Source organism: Neobacillus rhizosphaerae, assembly GCF_050477885.1.
Classification (GTDB): Bacteria; Bacillota; Bacilli; order Bacillales; family Cytobacillaceae; genus Neobacillus; species Neobacillus rhizosphaerae_A.
Genome location: NZ_JBCNAC010000047.1, coordinates 1 through 23,741, shown reverse-complemented (window position 1 = coordinate 23,741; position 23,741 = coordinate 1). Strand labels below are relative to the sequence as shown.

Below are 23,741 nucleotides of genomic sequence, written 5' to 3'. Positions count from 1 at the left end.
TCAGAAGGCAGGGAAACTTCAACATTTTAGTAGGTGGAACTCCTTTCTCGACAAACTGGCAGTGAATTTCAACCAATGCTTTTCTTTTTAGACTCATTCACAAAACGTCCATATATATATCTAAGTCTGTGAGGTAGTTCACTTTTTTCGACTATAAACACCTTTATAATACAGAGTATTAAGGCTGTTTGAGTTGAAATAGCTGTTTTAGGGGGCGTTTCATATGGCTTTTAGCCGAGATTTTAATAAAGATCCATTTATCGTTATTTGGGAACTAACGCGTGCATGTCAGTTAAAATGTTTGCACTGTCGTGCCGAAGCACAATATAGAAGAGATCCTCGTGAGCTTTCCTTTGAGGAAGGCAAACAGTTAATTGATCAAATATATGAAATGAATAATCCGATGCTCGTCTTTACGGGGGGAGATCCCTTAATGAGAGAGGATGTTTTTGACATTGCTAAATATGCAGTGGACAAAGGCGTACGTGTTTCAATGACGCCTAGTGCCACTCCTAACGTGACGAAAGAAGCCATTGAAAAAGCAAAAGATGTCGGACTATCTCGCTGGGCATTCAGTATTGATGGGCCAACAGCAGAGGTACATGACCATTTTCGTGGAACGGCTGGGTCATTCGATCTCACGATGGAAAGAATTAAATATCTTCATGAGTTGGAGATACCTATCCAAATCAACACCGTAATATCTCGCTATAATATAAATTATCTTGATGAAATGGCAAAAATGGTTGAAGAACTAAACTGTGTATTATGGAGTGTGTTTTTCCTTGTTCCAACAGGAAGAGGACAAGAAACGGATATGATCTCTCCAGTTGAACATGAGAGAGTGTTCAGATGGCTTTATGATTTAAGTAAACGTGTTTCTTTTGATATAAAAACAACAGCAGCACAGCATTATCGTCGTGTGGTAATTCAACAAAAAATGCGTGAAGCCAAGGAACAAACAGCAGAGATTGATTATTTAAGTGCACTAACAGAACAAGGCTTAACAGGATCAATCGATGGATTGGGACGAGCACCGAAAGGCGTAAATGATGGAAATGGTTTTGTCTTTATCTCACATATTGGGGATGTATACCCTAGTGGACTTTTACCAGTAAAAGCTGGAAATGTAAGGGAGCAGCCATTAGCAGAAATTTACCGGGAATCACCAATTTTCAAATCACTACGTAATCCAGACCTTTATAAAGGAAAATGTGGGGTCTGTGAATTCCGCCATGTATGTGGTGGTTCAAGGTCAAGGGCCTATGCCATGACGGGTGATTATCTTGAAAGTGAACCATTCTGTGTTTATATTCCAAAAGAACTACGGGAAAAACAGGTCCAAAAATAATAATGGTAAAAATGAAGAGGCTGACATTAAAAGTCAGCCTCTTACATCAATAACAGCTATTCAATATTGCAATATACGGCAGAACAATTTTCGCATCCAATTTCGTCTTTTAAATATTGAAGATCTAAAATAGAGATTTTACCTCGTTTTATAGAAATAATTTTATCTTTTTTTAAGTCACTGAGGATCCGATTGGTACTTTCTCGAGAAGTTCCACAGAAATTGGCGAGCTCTTGATTAGTTAGAGGTAGGTCAATTAAAATTACATTATCTTTTTGAATACCGTAGCTATTAGACATTCGAATTAAAGTAGAAAAAAGCGCGCCGCGTTTTCCATTTAACACAAGGTCCCGAAATTTTGTTTGAGTTTTTCGGAAGTGATCACTCATCCACTTCATAAATTCAAAAGCAAGTTTACTATTTTGGAAAATTTCACTTTCGATCACATCTTTTTTAATGGCTACAATTTCTCCTTCTTCTAGTACCTTTGCACTTAATAAGTACCTTGGATTATCTGTAAAGAGTGTCAATTCACCACAAATATCATTTGCACCGCAAATTCTTAAAGATAGTTCACGCCCATCTGATGTTATTTTGCTGATTTGAACTTTTCCGGAAATGATAATGTAAAGTTCCTCTGCTTTCATCCCTTCCTGAAATAAGAAGCTTCCTCTTTCACTTCTAAATTTACGGTCGGCAAATTGAAGCAATTCTTTTATCTCTATGGAATGAGTAGGTTTCATTGTGGTTGTCATCCGTTTCACCTCAAGTTACATTTTTTTTATTCCTGTCAATTTTTATTAAGGATTCATTAGTATCATTCTATCCCATGATTGAGCAATAAATCGGAGTAAACAATGACAATATAGTGAAAACTCACCCAGTTTTTTTGTCAGATAAGATTTGCTTGTATATTTCCAAAAACAATCATTTCTTCAGCAATAGACATCTGTTAAGATAAGAATTATATTAAAAGTATATTTATAGTGAATAAAGTAACAGCTTTCAAACCAAAAGACTGCTACACTTATTAGTAAATTGCTTCCTTAAATGGAGTTGATACCGAATGGAAAAAACCATTATAAAAGATAAATTTAACAGACCATTACGTGATTTAAGAATATCAGTTATTGATCGTTGTAATTTTCGCTGCCAATACTGTATGCCAGCAGATCAATTTGGGCCCGATTTTGAATTTCTTCCGAAGACCGCTTTGCTAACCTACGAGGAAATTGAACGTCTAGCTAAGATATTTGTTAGCTTAGGTGTTGAAAAAATTCGTTTAACAGGCGGAGAACCACTTCTACGAAGAGATATGCCAATACTTGTTGAAAAGTTATCAGCTATTGAAGGGTTAAGTGACATCGGATTAACAACAAACGGTGTGCTGCTTCCAAAATTAGCAATGGACTTAAAAAAAGCAGGTCTAAAACGGGTCAATGTTAGTCTGGATACCTTAAATGATGAGTTGTTCGGCGAAATAAATGGACGAGGTGTTGGGACAGGACCGGTTTTAGAAGGTATTGAAGCAGCTAAACAGGCAGGTCTAGGTGTCAAAATCAACATGGTAGTTAAAAAAGGTTTGAACGATTCAGAGATTGTTCCAATGGCAGAATACTGTAAAAACAATGGATTGGAATTACGTTATATTGAGTTTATGGATGTTGGTTCTACAAATGGGTGGAAAATGGACGACGTTGTTACCAAGAAGGAAATGTACTATTTACTAAAAGAGCGTTTTGAGCTAGAGCCAGTTGATCCCGCATATTTTGGGGAAGTCGCCAAGCTTTATCGTTATAAGGATGCAAAAGTAAACGTAGGGTTTATTACATCCGTTTCTGAATCGTTTTGTTCAAGTTGTACACGTTCACGACTTTCAGCAAATGGTCAAATTTTCACATGTCTATTCAATGGGAATGGCCATGATATTCGTAATTTCATGCGTAATGGCGCTAGTGATGAAGAAATTCGTAATAGAATATCCGCCATATGGAATGGACGGGAAGATCGTTATTCGGATGAAAGAACGGCGGAGACAACGAAAAACCGCAAAAAAATTGAGATGTCTTATATTGGGGGATAATCTCTCAACCATATTAAAGAATGAAAAACTCTCTTAGCAAAAATAAGATAGTTTTTCATTTCACAAAAGAGGCTGTCTCAACAGGATGATGAGACAGCCTCTTATTTTTATCAAAGGTAGCGTGGGAATAAGATATTATTTTCTAAGTGTACATGCATAAAGGTTAGTCCCTCTAATGCTTCTAAACGAGCATAGACTAAGCGGTACGTACCACAAGCATCTAATGGAAGAGTATAATCAGATGTCACTGCCCGAATTTCTCTCAAAATTTCACCTGCATGATCATGTTCTTTTTCAAGCTCAACAATCATATTGATGGCTTCTTCACGGTTTTCCACTGTGCCATCAGCTAGTTGCTTGATTAATGGGAAGACACTAGCTTCTTCCTTTGCCATATGCTCCATTAGTTCTTTTTTAAATTCATAAAAAAGTTCATAAACCTTTAATAGTTCCGGGTGATTATCACCATGTACACGAGAGACTTTTGTTACATAAGGGCTAAGCATGGATAATTCTTCTTCAGAAACACGGTGATAATTAGTGATTACGTGGTCAATAATCGTAGTAGAATCGGAATCAGTCCAAACCTTAACATCTTTCTCTTCATTTTCATATTTCTTGAATACTTCCTTTAATTCTGTAAGTAAATGATCGGTATTGAGTCCGTTTTGGGCTGCTGCATCAGACAATGGAATATTTCCGCCACAGCAGAAATCAATACGGTTTTTCTTAAACACGTCACTTGTTTTTGGTAATTCGTTAACAATATCTTTAACTAATGAGTTTGATGTAAATGGGAAAGTCATAACGAAATCCTCCTTAAAATTTGAAGCATATTTGTTTTCTTGATATAAGCATACTGGAATTAGAGTGGAAACTAGGTGACCTATATCACACATTCAATATGATTTTTTGTTTTTTTAAGGTAAGATTTAGCCAATTTGTGATATTTGATATATTAGCAAGGTTGCTATAGGCTTATAATGTATACTAGTTCATATATTGTACATAAAGTTAAACTACCCGTTTTAGGCAGGAGTGAGCAGGATGTTAGAAAGAAGAAATCCCATCCCAATAGGTGAAGCGGTTAAGAAAATCATGGAATTCCAATTACATGGTGCGACCGAGTACATTTCCATAAATGATAGCTATGGCCGTTTTTTATCGGAAGATTTAATTGCAACGAGTGATGTGCCCCATTTTGATAGGGCACCATATGATGGTTTTGCTGTTAGGTCTATTGATACGAGTCAGGCTTCTCAATCCAATTCTCTAGAATTCGAAGTAGTAGATCACATTGGGGCTGGAATGGTTTCAAATAAGATTGTTGGTCAAAATCAAGCGGTTAGAATTATGACCGGTGCTATGATGCCTGAGGGAACCGATGCTGTTGTTATGTTTGAGTTGGCAAAGGATTATGAAAAGAATGGAATTCAATTCATGTCAATTAAGCGTCCATTTAAGAAGGGAGATAATGTTTCCTTCATAGGGGAAGATGCGAAACAAGGAGAAGTTCTAGTTAAAAAAGGGACACTTATTAATCCAGGTATTCAAGCCATGCTTGCGACTTTCGGCTATCATAATGTACCAGTAGCTAAAAAGCCACTTGTGGGTCTATTTGCGACCGGTACAGAGCTATTAGAGGTTTATGAAGATTTAGTTCCAGGAAAAATTCGTAATAGTAATTCACACATGATTTGTGCACAGATAGAAAGAGCTGGTGGAATAGTCCATTACTTTGGAAAGTTACCTGATGAATTTGATACCTGCTTTGATGCAGTAAAGGATGCATTAAATAAAGTAGACGTTCTGATAACAACAGGAGGGGTATCTGTAGGAGATTTTGATTACCTTCCGGCTATTTATGAAAAACTAGGGGCAGAAGTATTATTTAATAAGGTAGCAATGCGGCCGGGAAGTGTAACAACGGTTGCCCGATATAAAGAAAAGATTTTATTTGGGCTTTCTGGTAATCCTTCAGCCTGTTATGTTGGATTTGAACTGTTTGCCCGCCCAATCCTTCGGAGAATGTTGTTTTCTGAAAAACCGCATTTGAGAAAAGAACTGGCTGTACTTGAAGTAGACTTTCCAAAAGCTAATCCATTTACAAGGTTTGTTCGAAGTTCAACGTTTATAGAAGAAGGCAGACTTAAATCTACACCGAGCGGTTTGGACAAATCAAACATTATTATGAGCTTAGCTGGCGCCAATTCGTTAATGATTCTGCCAGGTGGAACAAGAGGTTTTACGGCAGGATGTGAAGTCGAAGTCCTTTTATTGGAGGACCAATCAGGCAGTGAGTGGCCTTGGTAAAGCCTGTTGTTTTTCAAATTGTAGGGTTTCAAAATAGTGGCAAGACCACTTTTACATTAAAGTTAATTGAACAATTAAAAAACTACCAGTTACAGACTGTAACCATTAAGCACCATGGGCATGGCGGTAAGCCAGATGCATCGATGTCTAAGGATACAGGCAAACATCTAACCTCGGGTGCACTTGCTTCCATTGTGGAAGGAGGCGGAAGACTACTTCTTCAAGCTGAGGAGATTGTTTGCAATCTTGATGATCAAGTAGAGCTTATGAAATTCTTTAAGCCTGAAGTCATATTAGTCGAAGGGTATAAGAAAGAGCATTATCCCAAGCTTTTATTAGTTAGAGAAACCTCTGACATACAATTACTCGAAAAAGTGAACAATGTAGTAGCAGTGATTTCTTGGAATGATGAAATAAAGGAACAGGTAAAAGAAAAGTGGGCAGGTCCATCTTTTTTAATCAATGAGGATACGGCTATTCAGTGGATAATCCAATATATTCAGGAACAGGTACAAAAAAAATCGGTCTGAATTGACCGATTTTTTTGTGCAATATAGTCTTGCTCAATCCACCTTACATATATCAACAGGACAATCCTCACAATCGATTTCCCTTTTTAAGTAATCTAAATCATGTATAGTAATTGTTCCCTTATCAATTGAAATGATATTTGTCTTTCTTAAATCACTTAGAAGGCGATTTACCACTTCACGAGAGGTTCCACAGAAATTAGCTAATTCTTGATTCGTTAAAGGAAGTTCCACTAAGATTCCTTTATTTGTTTTTATCCCATAACTATTACTTATTCGAATTAATGTTGAATATAATGCTCCTTTTTTTCCATGAAGGACTAGATCACGAAATTTAGTTTGGGTTTTCCGATATTGTTGACTCATCCATTGGATGAACTCAAAGGAAAGCGGTAGATCTTGTGAGAGCTTTTCCTCAAGTGCATCCTTCTTAATAACAGCTACTTCTCCACTTTCAACTACACGAGCACTTAATAAAAATTTTGAAGTAGGAGAGAATAAATTTAACTCCCCAACAAGTTCGCCTTTTGAGCACATTCGAAGAGTTAATTCTCTGCCGTCAGGAATAATTTTACTAATTTGCAGAATTCCACTTTGAACAATATATAATTCATCTGCGTTTGATCCTTCTTGAAAAAGAAAGGTACCTTTTTCAATCTTTCTAATATGGTGAACTGTATCAAAGAGATGAGAGAGTGTTACGGGTATTTCTTTTACTGACTGCATACAAATAACCACCTTTAAAGGTTCAAATAAACCGCTTCATAATAAAAACACAGTCAAATTTTACAGGAATATTATTACTATAATTATATTGTTAACGAAGAATATTTAGCAATAAATGTGCAATAAATTCATACAATCGTCATATTTTAAAAAGCATTCATAATATTTCTTAGGAAATATTGTCGAACTTTGTGAAAACTTGCAGTAAATTCCTTTAATGGCCTCCAACGAAAAGGAAATAATAAAAATGTAGACGACAAGGAGGGAAGAATATGGGACAAAACCACCAGTTTAAATCAGGTAAAAAAGCACCGAATAATGGAATATACATTGAGGTGGGCGACACAGGAAGCACTGTCAACAACCCCAAAAAAATAAAGCTTAAAGCAGGAGACCCTTTTCCAGAAACGTCCAATGACGAACGTGTATGGACCTACCAAAGAAAACCTTAATGTATCAAGAAAAGTCATCCATCCGGGTGGCTTTTCTATTGTGAAAAATTTTACTTTTTTTAAAGAAATGTTTTATAATTAGATAAGGTCAAAGATGGTCAAAAAAGGAGTGAGATGTGTGGACTTAAACCGAATGACAGAACGTTTACAAAAAGGATTAATGGATGCCCAATCTTTAGCTGTTAAAAATAATCATCAAGAGGTGGATGAACCCCATTTATTTTTGGCGTTAATGGATCAGGAGGATAGTCTCATTGTATCTATCCTTGAAAGGACCGGTTTGTCCGTTGAGAAGGTTCAAAGAAAATGGATGGAATCTATTTCTAAAAAACCTCAGGTCACTGGAAGTGGCGTTGAGCAAGGGAAATTATATATAACAGCAAAGCTGCAAAAGTTGATCGTTAGCGCTGAAGAATTTGCAGCCAAATTTGGTGACGAGTATATATCTGTTGAACACATAGTGTTAGCGGCATGCTATGCAAATGATTCTGAAATGACAAAGATTCTTCAATCATTTGGAGAAACACCAGAAAATGTATTAAAGGCGATAAAAGAGATAAGGGGGAACCAGAAAGTGACTTCGCAAAATCCGGAGGCAGGATATGAGGCTCTAAAGAAATATGGAAGAGACCTGGTTGCAGAGGTCAGAGCAGGGAAAATAGATCCAGTAATCGGTAGAGACACAGAGATTCGTAATGTTATCAGGATTTTATCAAGGAAAACAAAAAATAATCCTGTTTTAATTGGCGAACCAGGGGTTGGTAAAACAGCTATTGTTGAAGGGTTAGCCCAGCGAATTGTCAGAAAGGATGTACCGGAAGGTCTAAAGGACAAAACGATCTTTTCTTTAGATATGAGTGCGCTAATTGCCGGTGCCAAATTTAGGGGTGAATTTGAAGAAAGGTTAAAAGCTGTCTTAAATGAAATCAAAAAAAGCGAAGGGAGAATCCTGCTTTTTATTGATGAAATCCATACGATTGTAGGGGCAGGCAAGACCGAAGGAGCAATGGATGCAGGAAATATGTTAAAACCCATGCTTGCTCGAGGGGAACTTCACTGTATTGGTGCGACTACCCTTGATGAACACCGAAAATATATTGAAAAAGACCCTGCACTTGAACGGAGATTTCAGCAGGTTCTTGTACAAGAACCTAATGTAGAAGATACGATTTCAATTTTAAGAGGTTTAAAAGAAAGGTTCGAAGTTCACCATGGAGTGAAAATCCATGATCATGCACTTGTAGCTGCTGCGACGTTGTCGGATCGGTATATTACAGATCGTTTTTTACCAGATAAGGCCATTGACCTTGTAGACGAAGCCTGTGCCTTGATTCGGACGGAAATTGATTCAATGCCAACCGAACTTGATGAGGTCACACGGCGAGTTATGCAATTGGAAATTGAGGAAGCGGCATTAAGAAAAGAAAGTGATGAAGGCAGTAAAGTCAGACTGGGAACACTTCAAAAGGAATTGGCAGATTTAAAAGAGCAAGCGAATATCAAGAAAGCAAAGTGGCTTCAAGAAAAGCAAGGAATTCAGAAATTACAGGAGAAAAGGGAACAACTTGAAAAATTCAGGAGAGATCTTCAACAGGCAGAGGATCAATATGATTTAAACCGTGCAGCTGAGCTTCGTCATGGACAAATTCCCTTAGCAGAAAAAGAACTAAAAGAGTTAGAGCAGGCCATAGTAAGAGATGACCGCTTACTGCGTGAAGAGGTAACGGGGGAAGAAATTTCAAATATTGTTTCCAGGTGGACAGGGATTCCGCTCTCTAAACTGGTTGAAGGTGAAAGAGAAAAGTTGTTAAAATTGGAGTCTATTTTACATGAAAGAGTCATTGGACAAGAGGAAGCAGTCAACTTAGTCGCTGATGCCGTACTCCGAGCACGGGCAGGAATTAAAGATCCTAATCGACCAATTGGATCATTCTTATTTTTAGGTCCTACAGGTGTAGGGAAAACAGAACTTGCAAAGGCATTGGCAGAATCGTTATTTGACAGCGAGGACCATATTGTCCGTATTGATATGTCCGAATATATGGAGAAACATGCAGTTTCACGTTTAATTGGTGCACCTCCTGGCTATATAGGGTATGAAGAAGGCGGACAACTAACAGAAGCTGTGAGAAGGAGACCTTATTCTGTGATCTTGATGGACGAAATTGAAAAGGCTCATCCAGAGGTTTTCAATATTCTCTTGCAGGCACTAGATGATGGGCGAATTACTGATTCACAAGGCCGGGTAGTGGACTTTAAGAATACAGTGATTATTATGACCTCCAATATTGGGTCACACTTTTTACTGGATCGAAGAGATAATGAAATGGGAATTTCGGAGGATACACGAGAAAACGTGATGAACCAACTAAGAGCGCATTTTCGTCCTGAATTTTTAAATAGAATTGATGAAATCATTCTTTTTAAACCTCTATCATTGGGAGAAATAAAAAATATTGTTGTTAAAATGATGAAGGAACTACAAAAGAGGGTAAGGCAGCAGCATATTGATATTTCGATTCGAGAGGATGCAAAAGAATTTATTGCCGAGAATGGTTTTGATCCTATATATGGTGCAAGACCATTGAAACGGTATATACAAAGGAATATAGAAACGAAACTCGCCCGTGAAATAATAGCTGGGCGTGTACATGAACATTCATCAGTGGAAATTGTCATTGAGCATGGAGAGGTAAGTTTAAAGGTTCGTGAGCTTAATGGCTAAGAAGTAGGTTGTGTAAAAGAACAGTGTTGATTTTTATACCCTGTTGATTGGAGCGAAGCACCTGGAGCGGAAATCAACAGACAAGTTTAACAAAGCTAAAAAGTAAAAAGAGACTGACTCTAAAGCTAAAGGAGTCAGCCTCTTTTTTTACATTCCCAAACGGACGGTTTGCTTATTAGTGTTTTTCAACTGGTTCATTTGGAATAACTGCAGAAACAACGAAAACTAAAATTGTCACTACAACTGCAGCAATAGAACCGGAGACAAAGTCAAAACTTACTCCTGACATAGAGCTAATAACATATGTAAGCATTTGTACTAAAAGAAATGACCAGAAAAATGTCCAAAAGTATTGCACAATTATTCACCTCATACTTATTTTACATCATCATTAATATTACCATACCGAATCAAAAAAATATAGAAAAATCAGCATTTTGTTTTTAATTGAAATTGGGCAAACTCCCTTTCATCTTTTGTGAAGTGGCATACAATACTTTGAGGAAATATGTAAAAGGAGATTTATCAATGGAAAATCGAAATTTTCTAATGGATACCCAATGGAATATCATTCACTACCCTGAAAAGCCTACAGGATTTGGGATCTTAATCATTGGAGATGAAAGGCATTTTGTGGATGAAAATAAATGCTTTTGGACACAAAATGAAGGAAAACTAGCTATTATCAACGAACTAAAAGAAAAAGGGTACACCATTTTTTCCTCAAATCTTTATGGGCGAAACTGGGGGAGCGAAAGTGCTGTCGAGCTTGCTCAAAGGTTATATCACCATATAATCCGTAACGAGATAATTAATAATAAAATTCATATCTTGGCAGAAGGAATGGGTGCACTTGTGGCTCTCAGATTGATGGAAAAAATGAAGGACAATATTCGATCGATTATCCTGCTTAATCCAATCCTGTCCTTAAAGCATCATCTTGACCTGGAAAAGGAGCATAAGTTCTTTTATAAAAAATTGATGAGAGAATTAGCTGCCGCGTATCATGTGGATCAAAACGAAGTGGAAAGTAAAATTAACAACATGGAAGATTCTGTTAATCTTGAAGAGGACTGTCCAATAAAAATCATTCACGTCCTTTCAGGTGGGAAATCCTATTCCCAGTCGAAATTGTATCAGCAGATGATCAACACTTCTGAAATTAACCCTACTTTTATTCTTCCTGAAAAAAAACCGCAGCTAGGAAAAATAGTCATCAAGTTTTTCAACAGTCATGAAACAGTCCTTTAACGCTCGTTTCTCCCCAAAAGAAATATTTCCTTATTAATCAGCATAGGATTCAATAAGGATAATTGGGGAGGAAGCGTTAATGGACAAGGCTATAATATTTGGTATATATGATTTTGTAAGCTTTCATGCAAGCCAGACCCTTTTGAATCAGGGAATAGAAGTGGTTGGCATTTCTTTTGAGGATAAAGATGAAATTCCATTCTATGAGGAGAAAAGACTAGAGGTAGGTCGAAATGCAAACTTTATCGAACAATCCTTCTCTAAGTGGGAAAAGGCGAGAGAATTGGAAAATTCCAAAACCGTACTTGTCTTTTCAATCTATGACTTATACATGCTGAATAAAGAAGCCCATTTCTTAAAGAATAGAGTTATGAAGCCGATAGTGAACTATATCGAGAAAAATAATAAGAATCTCGAAATCGTATGTTTGCTTCCGATTCAAGAGCTTGGTTCTAATAGTGAAAGACAATTAGGGAGTTTTTTAGATCAGGTTAGTCGTATAGCTGAGAGCATGCATGTTTTTTATTTGCCAGCTATCTATGGCACGTGGCAGCCAGAAACGTTCCTCTTTCAACAATCCATACTATCAAAAATACAAGAGGTAGGAATACAAAAAGGTGATCGAGAATGGACAGAGGATATACTTTTTGTATGTGATGCAGTGGAAACTATTTTTGATATGGTAGAATCAGAGAAGCCAGGTAAATATGTGTTACAAAGTGGCAAAAAAGATTATTGGTCTGAGTGCGCTGCCTACCTTCAGATAGATGAAAGCTTTTTTACAAAGGATGGATCGGAGCCTAGAAAGTTTGAAAATCAAATGGTAACTGTACCCGTTCGCCACATCACACCAATCGCTAATTCTATAACCCAGCAAGTAGAACATGTACGTCGTTTATATCAGGGGAATTTATAAAAAGGAAAAATGTGTCTTTTCATTTTATAATACAAAGAGTAGAATTAAGGGAAAAACGGTCCTTTCACATAGCTTACTGTTCACAATATGTAATTAAAAAAAGAAATCGTTGTAGATATGGCCGATGTATTAAGGAGTTGCATGGAATGCTAAAGCGTTTCGGAGTCATTCTTTTATGTCTTCTTTTACTTGGAGCTTGCGGGGAAACAAAGTCTACAGGGAAATTGCAAAAGGTAGGCTTGCTAGTTCCTGAGACGGTAAATGATCAAGTATGGGGAACAAAGGGATTTAAAGGAATGTTAAAAATACAATCAAAATTTAATGTTGATGTATTTTATAAAGAAGGAATGAATTCGGAGGCCGTTGTTAAACGTGCGGTTGAAGAATTTGACCAAAAAGGGGTTAACCTAATCTTTGGTCATGGAGCAGAATATGCTGAGTACTTTAATAAAATCTCTAAAGACTATCCGAAGATTCATTTTGTCAGCTTTAATGGAGATGCAAAGAATTCAAATACAACTAGTCTTAACTTTAAAGCGCATGCAATGGGCTTTTTTGGAGGGATGGTTGCTGCTCATATGTCAAAACAACATAAAGTGGGAGTGTTGGCTGCTTATGAGTGGCAACCAGAAATTGAAGGGTTTTACCAGGGAGCCCTAGCTGAAAATAATCAAACCCATGTGAGCATAGAATATGTCGGAAATTGGGATGATGAAACTAAGGCACTCCAATTAGTTGATCGTATGTTAGAAAATGGTGTTGATGTGGTGTATCCAGCAGGGGATGGTTATAACGTTCCAGTTATTGAACGAGTGAAGGAACAAGGTCTTTTTGTTATCGGCTACGTTTCAGATCAGTCTGACTTAGGAGAATCTACCGTTTTAACAAGTACGATTCAACAGGTTGATAAATTATATGAAAAAGTGGCAGAGCAATACAATAAAGGCGAACTGAAATCAGGTAATCTTTCCTTTGACTTTCAAGATAACGTCATCTCACTTGGTAAGTACAGCCCATTAGTTAAGAAAGAGTTCATTCAGAAAATGAACAAGCATATTGAGGAATACAAGGAGACAGGCAAATTGCCTAAATAATATTTTTAAAGGAGTACATAATGAACAATCAAGATCACACATTACAATTTATGCAAATCGCTATGAAGTATTTACCGGAGGCAAAAGAACAATTGGATCAGGCTGGGGTCGAATTATCTATGGAATTAATCCAACCATTTATGAACCTATTTACTAAAGTAATGGAAGAAGCATATGAATTAGGAAGAGAAAGTGCCCTAAGTGAATTGAAACAATCATAATGAGAAAGGCTGACCCTTTATGAGTCAGCCTTATTTTTTTTCCATAATTGTTCGATATATGGATATACTTTTTGAAATAAGGGTTTAAATCCCTTCATAGATTCCATTAATGCATCAATATTGTTCATTAGTTCTTCATAATCAATTGTAGATTGCTGATGAGGTGCTTCCTGCGTCTGATGATCCCGTTGGGGTTGTCTACCGGGACCAAACATTAAACTGTTAAAACGGTCTGACTCTTTTCGCTCTTCGTGTTTCCGTTCTTCCATACTTGCATCCTCCTTTCTATTACCTCTTTTATTTTAGAATATGACTAAACAAATAAATGGAATGTACATTAGCGGAGAATATAGAAGAAGAAACAGTTGCTTAAAATGGGGTCTATTTGATAAAATTAGTACCAAGTCATAATAATTGATATTAATTTTTGGATAAAGAGTTAGTTAAATAAAAAGGAGATGGAATGTGTGAGAGCTGGTATTGTCGGAATTGGTAGGTATTTACCAGAGAAGATAGTCACTAATCAGGATTTAGAAAAAATGATGGATACCTCTGATGAATGGATTCGTACCAGAACAGGAATTGAAGAGCGGAGAATCGCTGCAGATGATGTAGATACATCAGATATGGCGTTAGCAGCAGCTCAAGAGGCTATTAAAAATGCTGGAATTACTGCTGAGGAAATCGATTTAATCTTAGTAGCCACAGTAACTCCGGATACACCATTCCCTTCAGTTGCCTGTCGGATTCAAGAAAAACTAGGTGCAACAAAGGCAGCTGCAATGGATATTAGTGCAGCATGTGCCGGTTTTATGTATGGCATTGTTACTGCAAAACAATTTATTGAGACAGAAGTCTATAAATACGTACTAGTAGTTGGAGTTGAGAAGCTTTCCAAAGTTACTGACTGGAATGATCGAAATACGGCTGTTCTTTTCGGAGATGGGGCAGGAGCTACTATTATTGGTCCTGTTTCAGAGAATCGTGGCATTCTATCTTTTGAGCTGGGTGCAGATGGTACAGGGGCTAAACATTTATACCAAGATGAATATATCATTATGAATGGGCGAGAAGTATTTAAGTTTGCTGTCCGACAAATGGGCGAGAGCAGCCTAAATGTTCTTGAAAAGGCAGGGTTAACAAAAGAGGATGTTGATTTCTTAATACCGCATCAAGCGAATATTCGTATCATGGAAGCATCTAGACAAAGACTAGAACTCCCAGTTGAAAAAATGTCCAAAACCGTTCATAAATATGGTAATACATCAGCTGCATCTATTCCTATTTCTATTGTGGAGGAATTGGAGGCAGGAAAAATTAAAGATGATGATGTCATTGTCATGGTTGGCTTTGGTGGTGGCTTAACATGGGGAGCTATTGCCATCCGATGGGGGAAATAAAGATTAGCGTGTAAGGTTACTTATTAGCTTCAAAGAAAGTTGAATTAGTTGAGAAGAACACTTACTATTACAAAAAAGGGAAAAGATAGTTGAAAAGGAGATGTACAAATGGAAAAGCGCAGGGTTGTAGTAACAGGCGTTGGAGCGGTGACGCCGCTTGGTAACGATGTTGAAACAACATGGAAGGGGATTATTGAGGGGAAATCAGGTATTGGTCCACTGACTAGAGTCAATGCAGACGAATATCCAGCTAAAGTGGCTGCTGAGTTAAAAGATTTTAATCCCGAAGTGTTTATGGATAGAAAAGAAGCTCGAAAAATGGACCGCTTTACGCAATATGCCGTAGCGAGTGCATTAATGGCAGTAAAAGATGCAAACCTAACAATTAATGAAGAGAATTCAGAACGCATTGGTGTGTGGATTGGTTCTGGTATTGGAGGAATGGAAACATTCGAACAACAATATGAAACCTTCCAAAAAAGGGGATACAAGCGGGTTAGTCCATTTTTCGTTCCAATGTTAATTCCAGACATGGCTACTGGCCAGGTTTCAATTACTTTAGGAGCTCGAGGATTTAACTCTTGTACAGTAACAGCTTGTGCTACTGGAACGAATTCCATTGGAGATGCATTTAAAGTTATTCAGCGCGGTGATGCAGATGCGATGGTAACAGGCGGCGCTGAAGCACCAATCACAAAAATGTCTGTTGCTGGGTTCTGTGCAAATACAGCACTATCTACAAATCCTGATCCTCAAACAGCTAGCAGACCATTTGATAAAAACAGGGATGGCTTTGTCATGGGCGAAGGGGCAGGAATCATTATTTTGGAAGAGTTAGAGCATGCCCTTGCACGGGGAGCTAAAATCTATGCGGAAATCGTCGGTTATGGAGCAACAGGTGATGCTTATCATATCACTGCCCCTGCACCAGGTGGTGAAGGCGGTGCTCGAGCAATGAAGATGGCCATTAACGATGGTGGATTACAACCTCAAGATATTGATTATATTAATGCACATGGTACAAGTACCGAATATAATGATAAATTTGAAACACTTGCGGTAAAGGAAGTATTTGGAGAGCATGCATATAATCTTGCGATGAGTTCAACCAAATCGATGACAGGCCATTTGTTAGGAGCTGCGGGTGGAGTTGAAGCAATCTTTACCGTATTAGCTATGAGAGATAGCATACTTCCTCCAACCATAAATTATGAAACTCCGGATCCAGAATGTGATTTGGATTATGTAGTAAATCAAGCACGTTCAAAAGAAATCAAGGCAGCGATGAGCAACTCACTTGGTTTTGGCGGACATAACGCAACCATCGTGTTTAAAAAATACGAATAAAAACAGTGGTCGACCAGATAAAATGTCTGGTCGATTTTTTACATCCTGCTTTCCTACAATTAATAAGAACATCTTATATTTTTGATTCATAAAATAGACGAAAGTGACTCTTGGGATTACGGGAGGCGGGGAAGTATGGGAGTAATACGAACAGACAGCTGGTTGATGGACGATTTTGATAATGCCATAAAAATATGTGAAAAACTACAGCCGTATTTCAAGGGGAAAACAGCAAAACAAATTTACAACCAATTATTAAATTTTGGGATGTATCAGCCCTCGAGATCTTCAAAGGATACCCTTCACATAATGAATGAACAGAAAGTATGGGATCAGGTGGAACGTCTACTGGGTAAATATAAAGTTAAATGGAATGGTCCGGATATACCTGTTTTTCTTTTTCCATTAGCTCAGTCTAGAAGTTTTTTTATTAGAATAGACAGGACAAAGGGAGGAGTTTCTTTTCCTGATAAAATGTTTCTATTTCTTTCCTCCCATGAAGATGCAAAAGAGATAGAAGCATTGTTTGTTCATGAATATCATCATGTTTGCAGGCTCCGTAAGATGAATAAAAAAATGGAGGATTATACACTATTAGATTCTTTGGTAATTGAAGGTTTGGCTGAATATACAGTATTAAGGCATTGTGGAGAGGTATACTTGGCAGATTGGTGCCGAATGTATAATGAAAAAGAGATATCATATTTTTGGAATAAGTTTCTAAAAAAACAATTAGAGATAAAGAAGAATGAAAGAATTCACGACGAACTATTGTTTGGAGGTGGAAGAGTACCAAAATTACTAGGGTATGCTGTTGGATATAACATTATTGATAAATATTACAAAAATCATAACTATTCTACAAAACTATCTTTTGAAATGCCTGCTGACAACTTTGTCAAAGACCAAAATAGTTGAACATGAAAAAGCCTGCTAAATTAGGCTTTTTTTTATATTAAAAAGAGTGAAAATTATCAGTATTGTAAAAAAGTCTTGCAATTGTAACAATTCAGTAATAGAATTTTATTAGAATATAACGAATTCACAGAATAATTCAAAAAGTAAGAAGGTGTACTATGAGCATAAAAAAACCGTTACTCAAAGAGGCACCATTGCTCGAAGTGAAAAATTTAGAGACAGCCTTTGATATTGAGGGTACTGATTATAACGCAGTAGATAATGTTTCTTTTACTGTAAAACCTCGACAAATTGTTGGTGTTGTGGGTGAATCTGGCTGTGGAAAATCTGTTATGAGTTTATCAATTATGCAGCTTCTCCCAAAAGGAATTGGAAAAGTAAAATCGGGTGAAATCATTTTCGACGGTATAAATCTGGAGAAAATGAATGAATCACAAATAAATAAAATTCGAGGAAAAGACGTTTCAATGATTTTCCAAGAGCCAATGACATCTTTAAATCCAGTATTTACAATTGGCTATCAACTGCAAGAAGTTCTTTTCAATCATATGAAGATTTCAAAACAAGAGGCCCGTCAAAAAGCAATAGCTCTTTTAAAGAGTGTAGGGATCTCTCGACCTGAAAAAATTGTGGACGAATATCCCCATCAATTGTCAGGTGGAATGAGACAAAGGGTCATGATTGCCATTGCCATTGCCTGCCAGCCTAAGCTATTAATTGCCGATGAGCCAACTACTGCGCTTGATGTTACGGTGCAGGCACAAATCTTGGAGCTATTAAAAGATATCCAATCAGTAAATGATATGTCCGTTATTTTGATTACACATGATTTAGGTGTAGTAGCGGAAATGTGTGATGAAGTTATTGTCATGTATGCTGGGAAAATTGTAGAACGAACGGATGTAGACACACTCTTTCATAATCCTAAACATCCTTATACTACATTACTTTTGGGAGCAATTCCAAAAATGGAGGAAACGGAAGAAAGATTAAGCACAATCCAAGGAATTGTACCTTCACTCATTAATATGCCAAAAGTGGGCTGCCGGTTTGCCAATCGATGTCCAAAAGCTATGCCTGAATGTTTTACTATTACCCCTGAACTAGCAGAAGCAGAGGAGCATCATGAAGTTGCCTGCCTTCTTTATGAAACTAGTAAACCAAGACAAGGGGTGAGTAAATGAGTACCATAACTGTACATAAGAACCAGGAGTCCTCTCAATCAGAGAATCTATTAGAAATTCAGAACCTCAAAACCTATTATCCTGTTAAAGGTGGTTTTTTTAAACGAACAGTTGGAAATGTGAAAGCGGTTGATAATATCTCTTTTGAAATTAAAAGAGGGGAAACACTTGGACTAGTTGGTGAATCCGGCTGTGGTAAGTCTACTGCGGGGCGGACGATTTTACGATTGTTAAAACCCACCGATGGCAAAATACTATTTGACGGAAAAAATATAACGAATATATCTGGGAAGTCCCTCAGAGAAATTCGAAAAGATATGCAAATGGTGTTTCAGGATCCTTATGCTTCGTTGAATCCGATGCAAATGGTAGGGGATATCATCGCTGAACCTATTTATAATTTTTCAAGAAAAAGCAAAGAGGAATTAAAACAAGAAGTGATGGATTTATTAACAAAAGTAGGTTTGCCACAGGATGCTTATTATAAATATGCACATGAATTTTCAGGCGGTCAGCGGCAAAGAATTGGTATAGCTCGTGCCCTTGCTCTTAGGCCAAAACTAATTATTGCGGATGAACCTGTTTCTGCACTTGATGTATCTGTCCAATCGCAAGTTTTAAATCTTTTAAAAGACCTGCAAAAGGAATTCGATTTAACCTTTCTCTTTATTGCCCATGACTTAAGTGTTGTAAAGCATATGAGCGATAGGATTGGTGTTATGTATTTAGGTAATATGGTTGAGATTGCAGATAAGGACAGCCTTTATGCACAACCACTACATCCATACACACAGGCTTTAATATCGGCTATTCCATCCCCTGATCCAAGGGTGAAAAAGGAGAGAATTATCCTAAAAGGCGATGTACCAAGCCCAATCAATCCACCGTCAGGATGTCCATTCCATCCGCGTTGCCCAATGGCAATGGAGGAATGTTCCAAAAGTAAACCAGTATTAAAGGAGGTGAAGCCTTCTCATCGAGTAGCTTGCCACCTTTATTAAAAAAGGAAAAAAATAAAATTTCTCTAGGGGGGAAAACAATGAAGAAAAAAAGTATGCTTATGCTTGCTGCATTAATGCTAGTTCTATCAGCGTTCTTGGCCGCGTGTAGCAGTGACAAAACAAGTACAAAGAAAAACGAAAACGAAGGTAAGTCTGGTGAAACAGCTGAAAAACCACAGGATGGCGGAACATTAGTATATGCACTAGATTCTGCACCTGAAGGTAAATTTAACTACACATTCTATGGTACAGCTACAGACCAATATGTAATTGATTTCTTTGATGAAAACCTTATTGATTACGATGCACAATTGAAAGCACAGCCACATATTGCTTCTTGGAAAACTGAAGACAATAAAGTATTTGATTTTGAAATTAAAAAAGGTGTTAAATGGCACAATGGTGATGAGTTATCAGTAAAAGACTGGGAATTCTCATTATACACTGTTGCTAACAAAGACTATGAAGGTCCACGTTTTGATAACGTTAGAAATATCGTAGGTGCACAAGATTTCCATGATGGAAAAACAGATAAAATTGAAGGTATTAAAGTAATTGATGATTACCATATCCAAATTACTTTTGATAAAGCGCGTGTAAACAACTTGGATAACCTTTGGACATACCCAATGAACCGTACTGCATTTAAAGGTATTGCAGTAAAAGATATGATGAGCTCTGAGCAAGTACGTACTAAGCCAGTGGGCTTAGGACCATTTAAAGTGACTAAAGTTGTTCCAGGTGAATCAGTAGAAATGGAACGCTTTGATGACTATTTCGGTGGAAAACCACATATTGAAAAGGTTGTTGTAAAAGTTATTGACCCATCTCTATCTGTGGGAGAACTTAAAAACGGTACACTTGATATGACATCATTCCACCCAAGCATTATTGATCAAGTAAAGGCACTTGACAATGTAAATACAATTACTTACCCAGGTGTTAGCTACTATTATGTTGGATTCAGATTAGGTACTTGGGATGGCGAGAAGAACGTCATGAATGAACCAAAATACCAAGAGAAAAAACTTCGTGAAGCAATGTACTACGCAATTAATCGCGAAGAGTGGGTTAAGGCATTCTTCTTTGGTGTTGGTAAACCGGTTAATCGTCCTATCCCAACAAATCACTGGATTGCTGCAGATAATAAAGATTTAGAACAATACAAATACGACCCGAAAAAAGCAAAAGAATTGTTAGACGAAGCTGGATACAAAGATGTTGATGGCGATGGCTTCCGTGAAGATCCAAATGGTAAGAAATTTGTTGTAAACTTCAGTCACTATGCAACATCAAACCCAACATTCGAATCACGTGCAAAAGCGTTAACTCAATATTGGGAAGAAGTAGGTTTAAAAACTAAGTTAACTATGACTGATGCTAACCTTTACTATGACATGCTTGAAAAAGCAGATAAATCAATGGAAGTATTCTTCGGCGGCTGGTCAACAGGTGCTGATCCAGATCCAACTCCACTTTGGGGAACAAAATCACTTTGGAACTACCCTCGTTGGGTAAATGCTGATAGTGATAAGTTATTAGACCAAGCACTTGATATTAGTGTAGTAGGAACTGATAACGATAAGCGTAAAGACCTTTATGTTCAATGGCAAAAACTATTCATGAAGGAACTTCCTGTGTTACCAATTGCTGAGCTTGAAGAAACAATGGCAATAAACAAGCGCGTGAACGGTGTGAAGTTCGACGTTTCTGGTAACAACCGTCCAAATGAATGGTGGATTAAACAATAATTACACAGATTAACATGCAAAAAACTATGTTAATTGCTTAATAGGATTGAAATAGTCCAGGAGTTCAATGGGATGAGGGAGGAAGTATACTGCTTCCAATTTCCCTCTCCCATTTGAACACTTTGGATACATACAACATGTATTTAACATAGTTTAAAGACAAGGAGAATGCACATGCTGAAGTATGCATTTCGTAGAATTTTGGGCATGATTCCGATGTTATTCCTCATTTCGATCGTTGTTTTTTCCTTGGCAAAATTAATGCCAGGAGATTCCCTAAGTGGGGAAATCGACCCAAGGAATACCGACCCACAATATATTGCCGATATGCGGGAAAAACTGGGTTATAATGACCCGTTACCACAGCAATATGGACGTTGGATTGGAGATTTTGTTCAAGGGGATTTTGGTAAGTCAGCTCGTTTTAAAATACCAGCAGCAGAAGTAATCGGAGAACGTATACCTAATACATTACTACTTGGTTTTACTTCTATATTAATCACATACATTCTTGCCTTTTTTATGGGTTCTTACGCTGGGAGAAAGCCCTATACATTAGGGGATAATTTAATTGGTGGATTAAATTATTTAGGACTATCAATACCTTCTTTTATCGCCGGGGTTTTTGCTATTTTCCTTTTTTCATTTACACTAGGTTGGTTTCCATCCAACGGCTCAGTTGATATTGGTGTTACCGATGGGACACTGGAATATTGGTTAAGCCGCCTACATCATGTATTTCTTCCTGCAGTAGTCCTAGGACTTTTAAGTACGGCAAGCTATACACAATTTTTACGTAACGATATAATCGATAATAGCCGAAAAGATTTTGTTCGTACTGCACGAGCAAAAGGAACGCCTGAGAGAAAAATTTATAATGTTCATATCTTAAGAAACTCAATTATTCCGCTTATTACTTTTTTAGGTTTTGATTTAGTTGCAATTATCAGTGGGGCGATTATCACTGAAACGATTTTTACTTATCCAGGTCTTGGACAACTATTCTTACAATCTGTTGGTACCAGGGATTATCCAGTTTTAATGACGTTGACAATGTTATTCTCTTTCTTAACACTAGTTGGCAACCTTGTAGCTGACATACTATACGGTGTTGTGGATCCGAGAATTAGGCTAGATTAGGGGGAGAAAAAATGGAAATTGTAACTCAGAAAAATCCTAATATTAGTACAGAACCCCCGAAAAAAAGTTTATCACCGTGGGCTATCGCTAGAAAAAAGTTTTTAAAGAACAAATTGGCTATGATTAGCTTTGTATTCCTAGTCATTGTGGCAATAGTTTCTTTCCTTGCACCGTATATTACCACAGCAGACGTAGGCAGGATTAATATTGGTCAGATGTCTTTAGAGCCATCGAGTAAACATTGGCTTGGAACAGACAAGGCAGGTAGAGATGTATTTACCAGGTTACTATATGGTGGACGAATTTCATTATTAGTAGGCCTTAGCTGTACACTATTTGTCATATTCCTTGGGACCATTATTGGTTCGATTTCAGGCTATTTTGGTGGTGCAGTAGATAGTATACTAATGAGATTTACAGATTTTATCTTAAACTTTCCTTTTCTTGTATTTGTTATAGTTCTAAATGCCATTCTCTTTGGAAAAGTAAATGGGCTATGGGTTTTAATCGGGACTATAAGTATTTTAAGCTGGGGTGGTATTGCCAGGATTGTGCGAAGTAAAATTCTTGCAGAAAAAGAAAATGAATACATTGTAGCTGCCGTATCGATTGGCTGTTCTCCTGCTAAGATTATCGTAAAACACCTATTACCGAACATTTTATCAACTATTATTGTTCAAGCTACTATTACTTTTGCCACAATGATTGTGGCTGAGACAGGTCTTAGCTTTTTGGGCTTTGGTGTTCCTCAAGAAATTCCAAGTTGGGGGAATATGTTAAATTCAGCAAATGAACCAGATGTACTCCAATTTAAACTATGGATTTGGGTGCCTCCTGCTTTAACGATTACCGCAACTATTTTATCGATAAACTTTATCGGTGAAGGCTTAAAAGACGCCTTTAATCCAAAATCAAGACGATAAAATCTACCATTACGACATGGTAGATTTTTTTGTTTGTTATAGGAGGGAGTAGAAGGTCATTAGGAGAAGTCTATGAGCCCAAAGTGGCTGAAAGAAAGAGAAGAAGGTCGCATAGAAGGAGTCTATGAGCCCAAACTGGTTGAAGGAAAGAGAAGAAGGTCGCATAGAAGCAGTCTATGAACCCAAACTGGTTGAAAGAAAGAGAAGAAGGTCGCATAGAAGGAGTCTATGAGCCCTATCTGGTTGAAGGAAAGAGAAGAAGGTCGCATAGAAGGAGTCTATGAGCCCTTTCTGGCAGAAAGATAAAGAAAAAGGTCGCATAGAAACGGTCTATGAGCCCAAACTGGTTGAAGGAAAGAGAAGAAGGTCACATAGAAGCAGTCTATGAGCCATATCTGGCAGAAGGAAAGAGAAG

General features: G+C 37.3%; 23 protein-coding genes. 18 read left to right on the top strand and 5 right to left on the bottom strand.

Translation table 11 applies throughout. From position 1 onward, the window contains the following. Window positions 1-223: 223 nt before the first annotated feature. A complete protein-coding gene (locus ABES03_RS06380) occupies window positions 224-1,351 on the top strand; it encodes a TIGR04053 family radical SAM/SPASM domain-containing protein (protein ID WP_430116161.1) in 1,128 nt (375 codons plus the stop codon). Between the two features lie 56 nt (window positions 1,352-1,407). Here the strand turns inward: ABES03_RS06380 and ABES03_RS06375 are convergent, their stop codons facing one another. Further along, window positions 1,408-2,106: a Crp/Fnr family transcriptional regulator gene (locus ABES03_RS06375; protein ID WP_430116159.1), complete on the bottom strand. Its 699-nt coding sequence runs from the start codon at window positions 2,104-2,106 to the stop codon at window positions 1,408-1,410. Between the two features lie 311 nt (window positions 2,107-2,417). Here ABES03_RS06375 and moaA point away from each other — a divergent pair, with 311 nt between their 5' ends. After that, on the top strand, window positions 2,418-3,434 hold the full coding sequence (gene moaA, locus ABES03_RS06370; RefSeq protein ID WP_430116156.1) for a GTP 3',8-cyclase MoaA: 1,017 nt from the start codon (window positions 2,418-2,420) through the stop codon (window positions 3,432-3,434). Window positions 3,435-3,544: 110 nt separating this feature from the next. Here moaA and ric read toward each other — a convergent pair whose 3' ends face one another. Next, window positions 3,545-4,240, bottom strand: a complete 696-nt coding sequence (gene ric / locus ABES03_RS06365) for an iron-sulfur cluster repair di-iron protein (RefSeq protein ID WP_430116154.1) — start codon at window positions 4,238-4,240, stop codon at window positions 3,545-3,547. Between the two features lie 241 nt (window positions 4,241-4,481). Here ric and ABES03_RS06360 point away from each other — a divergent pair, with 241 nt between their 5' ends. Beyond that, window positions 4,482-5,747, top strand: a complete 1,266-nt coding sequence (locus tag ABES03_RS06360) for a molybdopterin molybdotransferase MoeA (RefSeq protein ID WP_430116152.1) — start codon at window positions 4,482-4,484, stop codon at window positions 5,745-5,747. Then, window positions 5,735-6,277 (top strand): molybdopterin-guanine dinucleotide biosynthesis protein B, encoded by a 543-nt coding sequence (gene mobB, locus ABES03_RS06355; protein ID WP_430116150.1) that lies wholly within the window; start codon window positions 5,735-5,737, stop codon window positions 6,275-6,277. The genes ABES03_RS06360 and mobB overlap by 13 nt, the downstream gene beginning before the upstream one ends. Before the next feature lie 33 nt (window positions 6,278-6,310). On the opposite strand, the gene ABES03_RS06350 is transcribed toward mobB, so the two are convergent. Next, a complete protein-coding gene (locus ABES03_RS06350) occupies window positions 6,311-7,003 on the bottom strand; it encodes a Crp/Fnr family transcriptional regulator (protein ID WP_430116147.1) in 693 nt (230 codons plus the stop codon). 272 nt (window positions 7,004-7,275) lie between these two features. Here ABES03_RS06350 and ABES03_RS06345 point away from each other — a divergent pair, with 272 nt between their 5' ends. Both ABES03_RS06345 and clpB read left to right on the top strand, forming a co-directional pair. Continuing rightward, entirely contained in the window at window positions 7,276-7,455 is a 180-nt protein-coding gene (locus tag ABES03_RS06345) for a YjzC family protein (protein WP_309865864.1), read from the top strand. Window positions 7,456-7,573: 118 nt separating this feature from the next. Further along, on the top strand, window positions 7,574-10,180 hold the full coding sequence (clpB, locus tag ABES03_RS06340) for an ATP-dependent chaperone ClpB (RefSeq protein ID WP_430116146.1): 2,607 nt from the start codon (window positions 7,574-7,576) through the stop codon (window positions 10,178-10,180). A 175-nt stretch (window positions 10,181-10,355) separates the two neighbouring features. Here clpB and ABES03_RS06335 read toward each other — a convergent pair whose 3' ends face one another. After that, entirely contained in the window at window positions 10,356-10,538 is a 183-nt protein-coding gene (locus tag ABES03_RS06335; protein WP_308080552.1) for a YjzD family protein, read from the bottom strand. 170 nt (window positions 10,539-10,708) lie between these two features. Here ABES03_RS06335 and ABES03_RS06330 point away from each other — a divergent pair, with 170 nt between their 5' ends. The 4 genes from ABES03_RS06330 (at window position 10,709) to ABES03_RS06315 (ending at window position 13,662) form a co-directional block, all read left to right on the top strand. Beyond that, entirely contained in the window at window positions 10,709-11,431 is a 723-nt protein-coding gene (locus ABES03_RS06330) for a serine aminopeptidase domain-containing protein (RefSeq protein ID WP_430116144.1), read from the top strand. A 79-nt stretch (window positions 11,432-11,510) separates the two neighbouring features. Further along, window positions 11,511-12,347 carry a hypothetical protein gene (locus ABES03_RS06325; protein WP_430116142.1) on the top strand — a complete coding sequence of 279 codons (837 nt, stop codon included), beginning with the start codon at window positions 11,511-11,513 and terminating at the stop codon, window positions 12,345-12,347. 146 nt (window positions 12,348-12,493) lie between these two features. Beyond that, window positions 12,494-13,441 (top strand): BMP family ABC transporter substrate-binding protein, encoded by a 948-nt coding sequence (locus ABES03_RS06320; protein WP_430116141.1) that lies wholly within the window; start codon window positions 12,494-12,496, stop codon window positions 13,439-13,441. Window positions 13,442-13,461: 20 nt separating this feature from the next. Continuing rightward, window positions 13,462-13,662 carry a ComZ family protein gene (locus ABES03_RS06315; protein WP_308080548.1) on the top strand — a complete coding sequence of 67 codons (201 nt, stop codon included), beginning with the start codon at window positions 13,462-13,464 and terminating at the stop codon, window positions 13,660-13,662. Window positions 13,663-13,679: 17 nt separating this feature from the next. On the opposite strand, the gene ABES03_RS06310 is transcribed toward ABES03_RS06315, so the two are convergent. Next, the gene (locus ABES03_RS06310) at window positions 13,680-13,931 is read right to left on the bottom strand and encodes a hypothetical protein (RefSeq protein ID WP_430116139.1); all 252 of its coding nucleotides are present in this window, start codon (window positions 13,929-13,931) and stop codon (window positions 13,680-13,682) included. A 198-nt stretch (window positions 13,932-14,129) separates the two neighbouring features. Between ABES03_RS06310 and ABES03_RS06305 the strand changes: the two genes are divergently transcribed. From ABES03_RS06305 to opp4C, 8 genes are all read left to right on the top strand, one after another. Continuing rightward, on the top strand, window positions 14,130-15,062 hold the full coding sequence (locus ABES03_RS06305; protein ID WP_430116137.1) for a beta-ketoacyl-ACP synthase III: 933 nt from the start codon (window positions 14,130-14,132) through the stop codon (window positions 15,060-15,062). A 108-nt stretch (window positions 15,063-15,170) separates the two neighbouring features. Beyond that, window positions 15,171-16,409 carry a beta-ketoacyl-ACP synthase II gene (fabF, locus tag ABES03_RS06300; RefSeq protein WP_430116135.1) on the top strand — a complete coding sequence of 413 codons (1,239 nt, stop codon included), beginning with the start codon at window positions 15,171-15,173 and terminating at the stop codon, window positions 16,407-16,409. Window positions 16,410-16,544: 135 nt separating this feature from the next. Further along, window positions 16,545-17,327: a DUF2268 domain-containing protein gene (locus ABES03_RS06295; RefSeq protein WP_430116132.1), complete on the top strand. Its 783-nt coding sequence runs from the start codon at window positions 16,545-16,547 to the stop codon at window positions 17,325-17,327. 158 nt (window positions 17,328-17,485) lie between these two features. Next, window positions 17,486-18,511: an ABC transporter ATP-binding protein gene (locus ABES03_RS06290; protein ID WP_430116131.1), complete on the top strand. Its 1,026-nt coding sequence runs from the start codon at window positions 17,486-17,488 to the stop codon at window positions 18,509-18,511. Continuing rightward, window positions 18,508-19,512, top strand: a complete 1,005-nt coding sequence (locus ABES03_RS06285; protein ID WP_430116129.1) for an ABC transporter ATP-binding protein — start codon at window positions 18,508-18,510, stop codon at window positions 19,510-19,512. Before ABES03_RS06290 ends, ABES03_RS06285 begins: the two co-directional genes overlap by 4 nt. A gap of 38 nt (window positions 19,513-19,550) precedes the next feature. After that, window positions 19,551-21,263 (top strand): oligopeptide ABC transporter substrate-binding protein, encoded by a 1,713-nt coding sequence (opp4A, locus tag ABES03_RS06280; RefSeq protein WP_430116127.1) that lies wholly within the window; start codon window positions 19,551-19,553, stop codon window positions 21,261-21,263. Between the two features lie 174 nt (window positions 21,264-21,437). Continuing rightward, window positions 21,438-22,403 (top strand): oligopeptide ABC transporter permease, encoded by a 966-nt coding sequence (opp4B, locus tag ABES03_RS06275; RefSeq protein ID WP_413302041.1) that lies wholly within the window; start codon window positions 21,438-21,440, stop codon window positions 22,401-22,403. 11 nt (window positions 22,404-22,414) lie between these two features. After that, the gene (gene opp4C, locus ABES03_RS06270; RefSeq protein ID WP_430116124.1) at window positions 22,415-23,326 is read left to right on the top strand and encodes an oligopeptide ABC transporter permease; all 912 of its coding nucleotides are present in this window, start codon (window positions 22,415-22,417) and stop codon (window positions 23,324-23,326) included. The last annotated feature ends 415 nt before the right edge of the window (window positions 23,327-23,741 follow it).